The 13989-nt window shown below is 39.4% G+C and carries 12 protein-coding genes and 1 tRNA gene; 4 read left to right on the forward strand and 9 right to left on the reverse strand.

Annotation, left to right across the window (positions count from 1 at the left end; all coding sequences use genetic code 11):
- Positions 1–14: 14 nt before the first annotated feature.
- From CH377_RS09225 to CH377_RS09240, 4 genes are read right to left on the reverse strand one after another with little or no spacing between them, the layout of a single operon-like run.
- On the reverse strand, positions 15–422 hold the full coding sequence (locus tag CH377_RS09225; RefSeq protein WP_100723530.1) for an acyl-CoA thioesterase: 408 nt from the start codon (positions 420–422) through the stop codon (positions 15–17).
- Positions 423–425: 3 nt separating this feature from the next.
- The gene (locus tag CH377_RS09230; RefSeq protein WP_100723531.1) at positions 426–1031 is read right to left on the reverse strand and encodes a TetR/AcrR family transcriptional regulator; all 606 of its coding nucleotides are present in this window, start codon (positions 1029–1031) and stop codon (positions 426–428) included.
- Between the two features lie 28 nt (positions 1032–1059).
- Entirely contained in the window at positions 1060–2310 is a 1251-nt protein-coding gene (locus CH377_RS09235) for an MFS transporter (protein WP_100723532.1), read from the reverse strand.
- A 3-nt stretch (positions 2311–2313) separates the two neighbouring features.
- Positions 2314–2994, reverse strand: coding sequence for a biliverdin-producing heme oxygenase (locus CH377_RS09240; RefSeq protein ID WP_100723533.1), 681 nt, complete (start codon positions 2992–2994; stop codon positions 2314–2316).
- 308 nt (positions 2995–3302) lie between these two features.
- Between CH377_RS09240 and CH377_RS09245 the strand changes: the two genes are divergently transcribed.
- Complete coding sequence (locus tag CH377_RS09245; protein ID WP_125172161.1) at positions 3303–4322, forward strand: hypothetical protein; 1020 nt, start codon at positions 3303–3305, stop codon at positions 4320–4322.
- Here the strand turns inward: CH377_RS09245 and CH377_RS09250 are convergent.
- The gene (locus CH377_RS09250) at positions 4319–5371 is read right to left on the reverse strand and encodes a serine/threonine protein kinase (RefSeq protein WP_100723535.1); all 1053 of its coding nucleotides are present in this window, start codon (positions 5369–5371) and stop codon (positions 4319–4321) included. The two genes, CH377_RS09245 and CH377_RS09250, sit on opposite strands and share 4 nt — an antisense overlap.
- A 37-nt stretch (positions 5372–5408) precedes the next feature.
- Positions 5409–7235 carry a motility associated factor glycosyltransferase family protein gene (locus CH377_RS09255; protein ID WP_100723536.1) on the reverse strand — a complete coding sequence of 609 codons (1827 nt, stop codon included), beginning with the start codon at positions 7233–7235 and terminating at the stop codon, positions 5409–5411.
- A 77-nt stretch (positions 7236–7312) separates the two neighbouring features.
- Here CH377_RS09255 and CH377_RS09260 point away from each other — a divergent pair, with 77 nt between their 5' ends.
- From CH377_RS09260 to thiH, 3 genes are read left to right on the forward strand one after another with little or no spacing between them, the layout of a single operon-like run.
- Complete coding sequence (locus tag CH377_RS09260; RefSeq protein WP_100723537.1) at positions 7313–10096, forward strand: chromosome segregation SMC family protein; 2784 nt, start codon at positions 7313–7315, stop codon at positions 10094–10096.
- Positions 10097–10105: 9 nt separating this feature from the next.
- On the forward strand, positions 10106–10918 hold the full coding sequence (locus CH377_RS09265) for a thiazole synthase (RefSeq protein WP_100723538.1): 813 nt from the start codon (positions 10106–10108) through the stop codon (positions 10916–10918).
- A complete protein-coding gene (gene thiH, locus CH377_RS09270; protein WP_100723539.1) occupies positions 10899–12035 on the forward strand; it encodes a 2-iminoacetate synthase ThiH in 1137 nt (378 codons plus the stop codon). The genes CH377_RS09265 and thiH overlap by 20 nt, the downstream gene beginning before the upstream one ends.
- Before the next feature lie 3 nt (positions 12036–12038).
- On the opposite strand, the gene CH377_RS09275 is transcribed toward thiH, so the two are convergent.
- The 3 genes from CH377_RS09275 to CH377_RS09285 all read right to left on the reverse strand — a co-directional run bounded on the left by CH377_RS09275 (position 12039) and on the right by CH377_RS09285 (position 13794).
- On the reverse strand, positions 12039–12326 hold the full coding sequence (locus CH377_RS09275; RefSeq protein ID WP_100723540.1) for a Cys-rich protein: 288 nt from the start codon (positions 12324–12326) through the stop codon (positions 12039–12041).
- Between the two features lie 23 nt (positions 12327–12349).
- Positions 12350–12423, reverse strand: a tRNA-Met gene (locus CH377_RS09280).
- 123 nt (positions 12424–12546) lie between these two features.
- Entirely contained in the window at positions 12547–13794 is a 1248-nt protein-coding gene (locus CH377_RS09285) for a hypothetical protein (protein ID WP_100723651.1), read from the reverse strand.
- Positions 13795–13989 lie beyond the last annotated feature (195 nt).

A 13989-nucleotide genomic window follows, 5' to 3' on the forward strand; every position in this document is an offset into this window, starting at 1 on the left:
GGAAGTTTTATTTCTTAAAGAACATCCATAAACTTAGCAGGACGTTTTCGATTCAGATCAAGTAATGTCCATTCTGTGCTAGCTTGGCAGGCAAGCTTTCCATTCGACAAAAGTATTTTCTGTTCGAATACAGCTCTTGTAGGAGAAGTCAAAATAAGATCAGACTCGATTGTAATCTCTTCCGGATAAGAGATTTCTTTTATAAATTTCAGATTTAAATTTAAGATCACAGGGCCAAAACCTTTGTCCGCAAATTCTTCCATGGGAGCTCCCCAATCTCTCATGGCTTTCATTCTGGCCTCATCCAAATAACCCTGATAGTTTTTATTATTCACATGTCTATTTGCATCCAGCTCATCCCATCTTACGTTTAAAGAATGTTTATGACCTTGTCTGATCGTTTGTGTTTCCGCAATTTGCATGTCTTATTCCTTATGGTCCAAAATTTGTATTAGAAATTTATAAAAGTTTTCTGCCGGCTCAAGCGAACCGACCGCTCTACCTACTAGTAGAGCGCCTCTCCATGAAGATTCCAGAAACAAAGCGAATTCTTTATCCGAGCTAGTGATATTCAATTTTTTGAATGATCGTATTTTTTGGATTACGAAAGCCAATTGATCCAGGGCGGAATCGAAATAATTTTTGAGAGGTTTTTGGAGAGATGTTTCAGAATATCCTAGTTCTTGACCAAAAACATTGACTAAGCAGGAAACACCTTCTTTCAGAAGTTTTTTCTCCAACTTAATCCTTTCTTTATATAAATTTAAAAGAGAATAAATCGGATCTTCCTTTGTTTTTTGAAGGATCTGTTCATTCCATAAGATTGCATTTTCAGAATAATATTCTAATACTTCTGAGGCAAAGTTTTGTTTGGTCGGAAAGTAATTATAAAAGGAAGCCTTTGGGATTTCCGCCTCGTCCGCGATTTCCTGGATACCTGTTGCGGAATATCCGAATTTGCGAAAACGATCGACCCCTTTTAGGATAAGAGTATGTCTCTTCTCCTTAGCGGATTCTGCGCTGATTCTCATACAAAATTAATACGACCAATCGGTCGCATTAATCAAGTCTTTTTTCTTTCTCTAAAATTTTAGATAATAGGGGGAGGGTGCCTAAAACTAGTAAAACTTCCAGGGCTCCGTATAAGATCCCTGTAAATTCCAAACCCAAGGTTTTGTCGTATGTATGACTGACAGATTCCTGGACGGAGATAGAGACCAGAGGTCCTAAAAGAAATCCCAAGGATCCGAGGCCCGTGAATACAGTCATGACACTTGCATTAAAACCGCTGGGTGCAAGTGAGGATGCAAGTCTCATTGCAGGCACATACATTATCCCTGCACCTATTCCACAAGCGATCATAGATAAGTATAGTCCGGAGGAAGTATTCAGAAAGCCGGTGCTCGCTTGTGCAATTCCGTAAATGAAAGAACCGATCCAAACTAGAGTGATAGAATTCCATCTTTTTGAAAGGAGTGCAGCAGGAAGAGATAATACACTCATTAGCAGGAACATAACTCCGAAGAGTCCACCTACTTGTCCTGGGGAGAATCCAAGGTCTTCCCTTAGATGTAAATTTAAGGAACTTAAAAAATAACCTACGGTAAATCGATCCACAAAATGGAAAGCTATCGGAACGAGCAATAAGGGAGAATATGCTAAGGCTGTTTTTGTTTTTTTCCAACCTTCCCATTCTAATTTTTTGAGATTACCTTCTTCTAAAAAGAAAAAAGATAAAAGCCCTAAAACGAAAAGAATAGCTCCACCTACAAAAAAGGGTAGAAGCGGATTTTTATTTCCTAAAAATCCAAGAGACTGGCCGACTCCTCCTCCTAATGTGAGAAGTGTTCCACCTAATCCGAATAAAATTCCTTTATTGTAAAAATTAGATGTTTGGTCCTTCTCCCTGTCTGAAATACAAGTAAGAAGTAGACCTATCACAAAAATATGTGCTCCTCCTTCTAAAAACCGAATTGCAAAAAGAAAAGAAATATTCGGCATGAATGGTAGAGAAGCGAGTAATACAGCGTCTATAATAGCAAAGATCCCGATCAGCTTTTTTCTGGTGCCGAGTTTGTCGGAAAGCCAGCCGGCGATAGGGGAAAATAGAAAAGAACCGAGCATTGCCGAACTTTGGAACCATGCGACTCCGTATCCGGTACCACCCAATCTATCTTTAACGATTTCTTTATATACCGGTACGATCATCGTAACCGGAAGCATGGCCAAGAAGATAAAGGATAATGTGATCCAGGGAAAAGAATCCGCCCCCAGGGAGGAGGATTCTTTTTTGGCAGATACTTTTAACAAAAATCAGTGCCTCGCAGGACTTGCTAGAACTTCTTCGAATTTGGCTTTGCCTATGGAGGAGATCAAGGTTTCTTCCAACTCATCGAAAATTTTTCCATTCAGTTTGAAAACTTCATTTGCCTCTTGGACGATTTTTTCTTTTTCAGAATCTGAGAGAGGAAGAGAATCCAAGGTATTTCTATATTTATCCTTAAAATCTTTCGGGCTAGAAATTTCAGGAAACTCATAAAAGTCCAGACCGGATGTTCCTTCAATGCCTAAAGCTTTAGCTGCTACTCTTTTTAAGATCTGTCCGCCGGAAAGATCACCTAAATAACGAACATAACTATGAGCTACTAATAATTCAGGAGAAGTATTTGCGATTTCTCTAATATGTTTTACATAAGTTTCCGTAGCTGAAGTGGCCTTTGGAGAATGTCCTGGTTGGAAAAAATGTGCCAGGTCTTTTTCGATCATTCCTTTTCTATATAATTCAGGGAATCTGATCTTTCCTACGATTGGATGGTCTTTTTTATTTTCCAGCTCTTCTTCCATTGCTGCATAAACGAAATAAAAAGATTCCAAATGTTTGGCGTAACTTTTGGGCTCCAATACTCCTTTCATAAAGCAGCGAATGAATGCGTTATTTTCCGCGATGGTATGAGATTCGGAGGTTCCGTCTCTTAATGCTTGGGCTAGGCTCATGGGGTTTCTCCTGACAATACTATGACAAATCTCTAATTTTAGGTTTGAGAGTCAATCTCAAAAAATAATTTTAGCAGAATCGCCTGGATAGCGAATTTCGTAGTTTATTTTGTCTTGGTTCGCAAAATGAGGCTCTATACTTTCTTAAATCGATGTATCCAAGAGCAGTATTCATCTTCTTCTTATTTTTTCTTTCAGATTGTATAACTTTAAAATCAATACCGGAAAGTGAACTTCGGAAAATTGAATTTTCTAAACTAAACACTTATTATGCCGGAAAAGATGGAAACGGGTATGAAACCCCTAACTTGCAATCCCTTATAATATTAAAATTTTCTAAAGGTCAAAAAGTTAAAATACTCGAAACCTTATCCGATATTCGTAGGAATTTATACGGTTGGGTACTTGTCCAAAATGAATTTGGGGAACAGGCCTGGATCCGTCAGGATTCGATTTCTGCAAAACTTTTACCCAACGAAGGGATTGGCGAAATTTACTCAGTATCTGCTCGTCTACGTAAGGGAAGAGATAATGAGAAACCGAAGCCAGGAGAGAATTTAGGGTTGATACTGGATCTATTCATACACCAAGGGGAGATCATTTCTTTTGGTTCTTGGGAAAGGAAAAAATACAAACAGTACAAAGTAGGATCCAAAGAGAGGTTAAAGTATTTATCTAAATCTAAGGGGCAGGTTTTAGAATTAGGAAATGCGAGAAGGCTTGGAGAGCAGTATGATGGGGAAACTGGTTGTTGGTTCGGTTACGAATACAATTCTAAGATTGGATTGCAAGAATCTGAAATTAATTCGACGCAAGACTTGGTATTTGGAGGAGATATCTACCCAAAATTTCCGGATGGGGAAATTCAGAATGGTGTAACAGATGAGAAGTATATACAGATACTGAATAGAATTTCCAATGATCTTTCAAAATACTCGAGTATTGAAGAGATAAAAAAAGGAACAGTAAGACCATTGAAATGCGAGGGGGAGCATTGTCATACCGCTGCTTGGATACTCCCCGACAAAACATACTTATTCTCTACTATTGAAGCAATATTTACCGGAGAGGTTAGACGTCATTATTCTTTATTTCTAATTGTCCTTATAAAAGACGGTCGAGAGAAACTTATTTCTTTTTTGTTTGATAAAAGTTCAGAAAGTATAGGACGATTCTTTTATAAAATCACAGATATGGATTCTAATGGAATACCGGAAATTTGGATAGAAGATATAAACTCTCATGGGGAGAGTTTCGAAGAAAAAATTTTTCTGTTAGATCGAGATTCTTTCATTCCTCTTGGAACCAGATATTGGACAGGTTGTTAGTCCTCCATATCCCAGAAAAAGTCCTTATTCGTAAGCTCAGATTCTTCCGTTTTTTGAAAGGAGTTCCTACCAGCTTCTTCGGTAGATAAAGGAAGATCCGAACCCAATCTTTCCAGATCCTGGGTTTCCCTTTCCCAATATTCTTCCGTTCCGAAATGAGGAAACGCATTCGGGAAAGAAGGATCTTCCCAACGTTTTGCGATCCATGCAGAATAATGAATATATCGTAAACCTCGCAAAGGTTCTACTAGATCGAACCAAGAGGAGCGAAATTCGCGAAATTCTCGGTAGCCTTCTAAAAAAACCTCTCTTTCATATTCGGAAGCAGAGTCTCCAAAAGGAAGAAGCATCCAAAAATCTTGGACTGCAGGTCCGGTAACAAAATCATCGAAGTCTATAAAACAAAGTCCGTCTGCAGTTTGTATTAAATTTCCTTTATGGCAATCTCCGTGGATCCTATGGAATGGCATATCCTTGGAAGCTTCGGAGAACGAATTGAAAATCTGATAACAAGCATCCTCGTATCTTTTCCAAAGATGGGTAGGTAGGAAATCCTTCTCTTTCAAAAAACGTAAAGGTTCTTCACCGAAATTTTTGAGATTATATTCTATCCTATGTTTTGATTGTTTAGAGGCTCCAATATTATGGATCCTGGCGAGTAGTCTTCCGGTTTGGATCAAATTGTTTTTGTCCAACTCTTCTACCAATCTTCCTTTTTGGAGAGGCCAGATCGTATAATAAATTCCTTTTGTTTCTCTAACTGTGATTCCGTTTTCCAAAGGTAAGGGAGCGACGACCGGGATCTCTCCTTCTTCCAACTCTTTTAGAAATGAATGTTCTTCTAATATTTGATTAAGAGTCCATCGTCCAGGGCGGTAGAATTTTACTACGAGTCTTCCGCCTTCTTCTAGGCCGACATCATACACTCTATTTTCTAAACTGTTTAATGCGAGGCAATGTCCTGAAACTGAAAATCCGGCATCTTCTACCGCTGATAAAACGGAATCTATATCGAGTCTATTATAGAATTCTTTGCCTGGGATTTCCATGATTGCTAGTATCTATTTATACTGATTAAATTTCTTCCTAATTTTCTCCAGCCAGAAGTTTTCTACGAAGCATTGTGAATTCTTTTAGAATAGCTCCCAGGAATAACTGCTTTTTTCTTTCCTCGTCCAACTTATCTTTATGGCGAAGGATATAAACTTCCGTTTTTCGGATCAAATATCTTAGATCTTCCCATTTGCCTAACGTGTCTCTGAAAAGAGAGAGTAGATCTGTATAAGGTTTTTCTTTTTTTTCCGGTTTGGAAAATTCATTTTTGATCTTATCTATTGTTTCTAATAATTCTTTTTTGAATTCTGTGGGCGATCCTACTAAGGTTTCCTGGATCCATTCAGGTTTCCAGGCGGGGAATTCTTTCCAGAAGTATTCATGATTTTTGAACCCGTTTAGGATTTTTGTCGCTTCTTCCGGTCCTATGTTTTCTGCGTTTTCTATTTTTGCACCTTGGGTGTTTACATTATAGACTGGAAAGTCCAAGGAATTGGAAGATTCTTCAAACCAATGTCTGTATAAGTCCAACACATAGTCCGTTAGCACTTCTCCACCTGTTACGGATGGAACGTATCTAGTGTCTCTTTTTCGGACTACTGCTTCATTAATTTTTTCTAAACTTGTTTTTCTGGTAATTAAGGTGAGCCATTTTTCATTATGGTGTGTTCCCGTAGAATGGATCTCTCTTCCTGAATAAGCCAAATCCTGTCCTACTAAAAAGCACGGTTTACATCCGAGACTTCTAAGTAGGTCAAATGCAGTCGTAGCAACACTTCCCCCGGATTGAACGTCGCCGATTGGGCCAAGTAAAGATTCTGCACTAGAACTTCCCGCAGTCGCTTCTCTTTTTAATTCTCCAGAAGCATCGACTAAATACTTTGCAGTGATACTATGCACTATTGACTTGAATTTCAAATTTCTTAATATAGGAGGGGAACTGACCAGGTCCGCGAATAAAGGGATCGGCGATGTATCTTCTCCCAAAAAATGGAATACCGAATGAGTTTGTGCATCTAATGTCATTACTCCATCGGGTATGATCCCATATTTAAGAAGGACCTTAAGGGAAGTATCACAGGACATCACGAAAACTTTATCTCGTATACTTTTGATCCATTCACATTGTCTGCGCAGGTTCGGTCCTGCGGAAACGAGTAGGGAAGGTGTCCCGTTAAATTTTTCCTTTAGGGATTCTATTTTAGTCCGAGGACTTGGTGGTGATAAAAAGTTTGCAGTATTTACAAGAGAGTTCCTAACCCAAATTCTTTCGAACTCGAATTTGGTGAGTAGATCGCTCATCTTAGAAGACAAAATTTTTCGAAGTCTTATATCGGTTTCGGCATAAAACATTTCTTCCAGAGAAACACTTGCCGCGTTCCTAAGTATCCTGATGCCTGAAACTCTTTCTACAGGAAGGGACTCCAAATAATTCCAAAGAAGAGAAAGTGAATTTTCTCCCAAGAATAAATGTCTTCCTGGAACTTCCATAACTGGTTCCAACCAGTCTTCCCAAAGTGGAAAGAGTAGATCCCTGTCTTTATCTATGAGTAATAAAATTTGTCCCGGTTCTAATTTGGATTCTACCTCTCGGATCAAATGTGGGTTACCGAGCCCTAAAACTGCGACCAAATCCGTGGATTGGATAGAAACCGAATCAACTTGGCGTTTTGCTTGTGTAAGAGGCGCAACTGCACTTGCCAAGGCTCTCCCTTTTTTGGAGAGAAAAAACTCATTTTGGTTTTTGGCAGCCTCAAGTCGGAACTCCAACATCTCAGTTGGAGGATTTTGGAAATACAGGCTGAGATAGGGTTTTTTCCCGAATATTTCTCTTGTTTTTTCCGGGAGATCGTGAGACATAATACTCCTAAGCATTCCAGAGTCCGCCCGATTCTGGTCACTTGCAATCAATTTCCCAAAGAAACACAAAAATACATATGTATCTCAAAAGCCTGAATATTGTTGGATTCAAGACCTTTGCGGACGAGACAGAAGTTCTTCTCGATCCGGGATTTACCGCAGTTGTAGGACCTAACGGTTCCGGAAAATCGAATATAGTCGACGCTTTAAAATGGGTCTTTGGCGAAAAATCCGCCAAAGGTCTTCGTGGTGATAAGATGGACGATGTTATCTTCCACGGTTCCGAAGCTCGTAAGCCTGCCGGTTTCGCGGAAGTCAGCGTAGTTTTTGATAATTCTTCCAAACTTATCAAGATGGATTATCCAACCATCAAATTGACCCGCAGATTATATGCGGATGGAAATAACGAATATCTAATAAACGATTCTCGTGTACAACGTAAAGAGATCGAAAAGATCCTACTCGATACAGGTATCGGAAAATCAAGTTATTCTATCATGGAACAGGGAAAAGTGGATCGTATCCTTCACTCTAAACCGGAAGAGAGAAGACTGATCTTCGAAGAGGCCGCAGGTATTTCCAGATTTAAGATGGAAAGACAAGAGGCTCTTAAAAAACTTTCCGACACGAACCAAAACCTTCTTCGTATCCAAGATATTATGAATACGATGAAGAAGGAGATGGAAGTTAAGGAAAAACAAGCCGAGAAGGCAGAAGAGTATTTCAAACTCAAACAAGAGTTGGATGAAACCGATAAGATCATCCGATATATCAAATTCTCTACCTTAACTAGAAAACATGAGACTTCTGAGAATGAATTAAAAGAGATCAAAGAAAAGAACCGAGTTCTTTTAGAAATGATTTCAGCCGAAACAGGAAGGATCGAAGAGCTGGATCATCATAAGTCCGACTTGGAGAAGAAGGTTGCCGAGATCGACAAAAAACTTTTGGATCATCTCACCCAAACACAGATCCAAAAAGATAAGGTTGAGAGCAATAAGGGTATTATCCTAGATTATTCTGATCGAATTTCTGATATTAGAGAATCCTTAACGAAAGAAGAGTCTGCCCAAAGCCTTCTACAGATCGATAAAGAAAAATTAGAAAAAGAAGCGATCGATCTAGAAGGAGAAAGTAAATCCCTGGAGTTAGGGATCGAAGATCTTCGTAAAAATAAAACAGAGATCGAATCGAAGATAGAAGCGGAGAATACTTCCATCCAAGACAAGGAAACTCGGATCCAGTCCAATGACAAACGACATGTGGAGCTCCGAGAAAGATTAAAAGAAGTTATTTTTGATCTGATCTCGCAATTGGAATCCCGCAAAAAAGAAGCCCAATCCACAGAGGAAGAAAGAAACCGCCTGAAGGAACTCCTACTGGGAGAAGCGGACAGGATCCATTCTGTAGAATCGGAACTGAAATCCGCATTGGATTCTTATACAGGAGAAGAGACTAAAAACAAGATCTCTTACCTTGCCGGGAAATTGGAAACTGAAAAGTTTAGATCTCAATTGGGGGAATATTTCTCCTTAGAAGATAGTATCCGTACCTTATTATTTGATAGAGATGGATTTTTATCCCAAAAAGAAGGATTAGACCAAGAGATAGAAGATCTGATCTTAGAGAACGAAAATCTGACACGTTCTATCAAAGAATCCGGATTATCAATCGAGTCATTGAGAGAAGAAGCGGAGAATATCCGTGAGAAGATCGTATATTTAGAAAAACGAATTTTAGAATTAAATTCCGAAAAGAATTCGAAGTTAGAATCCGCAAAGTCACTTTCTGTAAGGATAGAAGAAACCCAAAAGAGAATTCTGGCCGCTCAAGAATCCATTAAAACTCTAGGCGCTAAAAAAACAGAATTCGAAAAAGAAGTGATCGAACTGGAACAACAGATCGAGAACAGATACAACGAATTTTTGGAAATGAGCCGTGCACTCGATTCTGAAAAAGAAGCACTTCGAAATATTGTAAAAGAGATCCAAGGTCTTAAAAACGAGATCCAGAAAAATCAAGAGGACTATAAGAACTTATTCCCTATCTTAACCGAAAAGGAAAAGGCAGTTTCTGTTTATAAGGTCCAACTGGAGTCTTTCTCAGAAGAATTGTACAATGATTATTCTATTTCTGAGCAAGAACTTGCTGACGAGTTTAAGGATAGAAAACCTGAAAAAGGGGAAAGTGAGACTAAACTTAAACGTTTGAAATCCGACATCCAAATGCTTGGTTCCATTAATCCTCTTTCTATCGAAGAATATAGAAACGTAAAAGAGATCTACGAACATCATCGTACTCAAAAAGAAGATATAGAAAGATCTAAAAATGATATCACAGAGATCCTGAAAAACATCAACGAAGAGTCTGAAAAACTTTTTAGAGAAACATTCGAAAGGATCAGAGAAAACTTCCAGGAAACATTCTCCACTTTGTTCAACGGTGGAAAAGCGATGCTGGAACTCGTGGACGGAGAGGACAGCTTAAACGCAGGTATCGAGATCATGGCAGAACCTCCTGGCAAACATGTTCAAAACCTGAGACTACTTTCCGGTGGAGAAAAATCACTAACTGCGATAGCACTCTTGTTTGCGATTTATATGGTAAAACCTTCTCCATTCTGTTTCTTGGATGAGATAGATGCGGCCCTCGACGAAGCGAATAAACTTCGTTTCTGCCAGATCTTGGATAAGTTCAAGGACAAGTCCCAGTTCGTGGTGATCACTCACGCACAGTCTACGATACATCGGGCAAATTCCATTTTCGGAGTCACAAACGAAGAGCCTGGGATTTCCAAAATTATCAGCTTGAGACTGGATGAAGCCAGAGATTTTGCTGGAAGAGCGACCGAAGCAGTATAATCTGGAATTGTGGCGGAATCAGACGATCTAATCATCGCAGGCAGAAGGTTCAAATCCAGGCTGTTTTTAGGCACTGGCAAGTTCTCTTCCGGTGCTGCTTTGGAGCAGGCGATCCGTTCTTCGGAAACGGAAGTGGTGACTGTTGCTTTGCGCAGAGTGGATCTGAATTCACAAGAAGACGATATTCTTTCGAGAATTGACCGAGAAAGAATATTGCTTTTACCTAATACAAGTGGTGCAAGGGATGCAGAAGAAGCTGTCCGCCTAGCGAGACTTTCTCGTGAACTCGGCGGGGGAAATTGGGTAAAACTTGAAGTGACCCCTGATCCAGTTTACCTTCTTCCTGATCCTATCGAGACTTTAAAGGCCGCAAAGATCTTAGTAAAAGAAGGATTTAATGTCCTACCTTATATCAACGCAGATCCAATTTTATGTAAACATTTAGAAGAAGCAGGTTGTGCTACAGTAATGCCTTTAGGTTCTCCAATTGGGACCAACCAAGGGATCCGCACCTTGGCAAATTTAGAAATTATCATTGAACAATCCAATGTACCGGTGGTCGTAGATGCAGGACTCGGACTACCTTCTCATGCCGCGCAAGCAATGGAACTTGGAGCAGACGCAGTACTCGTCAATACTGCAATCGCGATTGCAAAAGATCCCGCAAAAACAGCATACGCCTTCAAATTGGCAACAGAAGCAGGAAGGATCTCCAGATTATACTCCAATTTCGGAATATCCACATCCCCAAAAGCGTCCGCGTCCAGTCCGCTCACAGGATTTTTAGAAGAAGAATCTAGAAATGTACACGGAGTTATTTGACCAAATCTCCTTCTCAGAAGCGAAGGAAAGAGTATTATCTAAATCTAAATTAGATATAGAATCTGCACTACATATTTCCCATTCTGGAAAAGCACTCAATTTCGAAGAATATCTCTCTTTAATACATCCATCTGCTGATTCTTATTTGGAAAAAATGGCGGAACTTTCCTTAGGCTGGACCCAAAAAAGATTCGGTAATACAATTTCTCTCTATATGCCGATGTATCTTTCCAATGAGTGCAGGTCTTCTTGCATTTATTGCGGATTCAGTTTTGAAAATAAGATCCCGAGAAAAACTTTAAACGAATCCGAAATCCGTGCCGAGTCGGAAGTCCTACATTCCAAGGGAATTCGACATCTTCTTATCCTAACTGGAGAAGACTATTCCATCACAAATTTAGAATATCTCAGATCTTCAGTTCGTATCTTAAAATCCTATTTTGATTCCATCTCCATAGAAATTTATCCGATGGACCGAGAAAAATACGAGGTATTGATTGGGGAAGGGGTAGAAGGTTTAGTAGTCTACCAAGAGACCTATGATCCGGAGGTTTATGCCAAGTATCATCTTCGAGGGATGAAAAAGAATATGAGATACAGGCTGGATGCACCTGACAGGGGAGGCCTGGCCGGTTTCAGGCGTATCGGAGTAGGTGCACTTCTTGGACTTTCGGATCCTTATGGAGAAATGTTCCGTCTTGCTGAACATGCACATTATCTTTCCAAAAAATATTGGAGAACTACTATCCAAATTTCTCTTCCACGGATGAGACCGGCAGAAGGTGAGTTCGATAAGACAATTTTTGTGTCTGACAGAGAGTATGTTCGATTTTTATTCGCGCTTCGGCTTTTTTTACCGGACAGCGGACTTATTCAATCCACAAGAGAATCTATTCGAATGAGAAATCATCTAGCAGGAATGCCGATCACACATATGTCTGTGGAATCCAGAACAGATCCTGGAGGTTATTCAGGTGGAGAAGAATTAAAACAATTCGAAATAGAGGATTCTAGAAAGATCGAAGAATTTACTGAGATGTTAAAGAAGAAGGGACTCGATCCGGTATTTAAGGATTTCGATCGGGCATTTTTTCAGGTACCCGATCGAATTGGTTAATGATTATTTTTTACCTTTGTAACTGTCCATTAAGCAGCTATTAAAAGGTGTACATTGGCCTGAATGAGTTTCATAACAAGAAGTAACTGCTGCATAATTTTTGCGGCAGGTATTTAAACAACCGGCTCCCACTTTTTGTTTATCTGCAGCGCTAAGCTTTTTTTGCCCTTCTACGCAGGTTGTGTAAAAATCACAGATCTGGTTGCATGCTTGGCTTTGAGCGGAAACGGAGGAGAATCCGGTGAAAACCGTAGCTAGCAAGATTAGGGTTGCGAGGATTGTTTTTTTCATTGGTGTGTTTTCTCCAAAGGACCTAGCGACGCAGGGATTCGAACCCCGGACCTGCGGATTATGATTCCGTTGCTCTAACCAGCTGAGCTACGTCGCCGTTATTCCTAGGAAATACCTTTGAAAGGTATTTACCGGTCATTTTTTTTGAAATACCGGCATTGTCAAAGATTTCTCTCCGGGAGATTCGAAACCTTCCTAGGATAAACTGGCCTTATATTCTTTAATCTGACCTTTGCCCGATTAGAATGTTCCAGCTTTCGGGCGTTTTTCCGTTCCCTTTTTGCTCCGGATTTGGTAAATTTTTTCTTTCTAATAGAAGATTTTCTAGACGAATCTGTAATGTTTTTCCTAAATTTTCCCACTCCGTTTTTAATTCTTCCGGAAAGGAAAGTTTAGAATGAGATTCTACTTGAGAGAGAAGGTCGGGGATCAGTTTTTCCTCTAACTCCTTCTTCCTGAGTTGGAAATGTTCTGATAAATCTTTTTGAGAATGTGAATATTCTTGTTCTAATCTTTTTAGAAGGAATCTGTCCGTTCTACCTGAATATTTATCCAATAAATGAACGACTCTTTCTTCAAAGATCGCTTCCATTCCTGCTTCAGTTTTGGGATGAAATTCTTTCCCAGTCCATTCTTCTAATTTGCTCAACGCATCTTTTACTTGCGGCCTTTCTTGGATCCAACGAGAAACTAATTCCTCATAAGCTTCTGCAATAACGCAGGCGAGTATTAAAAGTTGTAGTCCGAATGAAAAATGGATCTTGGGTTTAAAAACGAATCCCTTCTCGGATTCAATTTTTCCCAAAGAGGATAAAAGGGAGAAGTATTTGGAATCTGCTCTTTTATATAAGAATTTTTGGATTGTTTCTTCTAACTCTGAAGAAGATCCAAATACTAATTCGTATTCGTGAATTTCTCTGATATCTGTCAAAGATCCTACAAAAAACGCTTTGGCTAAAGAGAAAGAAGAGGAGTATCTTTTTCCATTTTCTTTTTTTCCCCATAATTTTCTTTCTAAGAGTAGAGAATTCGAATGTTTCTCTTCTTCTTTCCAAATGATTTCAGGGATAGAGTGGATATTTATTCCGAAAATTTTGCTGAGTTGCTCTTCGGATCTTTCGATTTTTTCTAAAACATGAATATAAGAGTCGGTTAAGCTAGCTCCTTCTGAAGTCCAAAAGCATATTTTTTTTCCGAATAATACCGGAGGAATTAAATAGGAGAAGGTAACTGAATCGAGAATATCTACTTGGGTGCGGATCGGATAAGAGGGGAGTGTAGAAAGCAGTTTCGAAGAAGGAACCCATTCTTCCAGCGGAACTAAAAAGTATTCTTCTGCTCCATTCTCCTTTGCCCATGCCAACACAGTTTGAAAATATTCTTTTGGTTCTGGAATTCCTGTTTGGGTATCTCTCCCATCTGAAAAAGATAGCTCTGATGGACTGGGCCATTTGGCAAGGGTCTGCATGGTTTCTCCCATGATTATATTTTGAGCGTAGTGTACCAAACTAGCGCAAGACAAAGGACAGATAGATCCAAAACCTTAGGTTTGAAAATTCTATCGAATCCATTCAATCGGAGTTTTTTACTGATTGCCTCAGGTTCAAGGATTTTTAGCCTGAGCATGGACTGCTTTTCAAGGGGCTCATCCTTTTTTTATTGG

Origin of the sequence: Leptospira haakeii (genome assembly GCF_002812045.1) — a bacterium.
Lineage (GTDB): Bacteria > Spirochaetota > Leptospiria > Leptospirales > Leptospiraceae > Leptospira_B > Leptospira_B haakeii.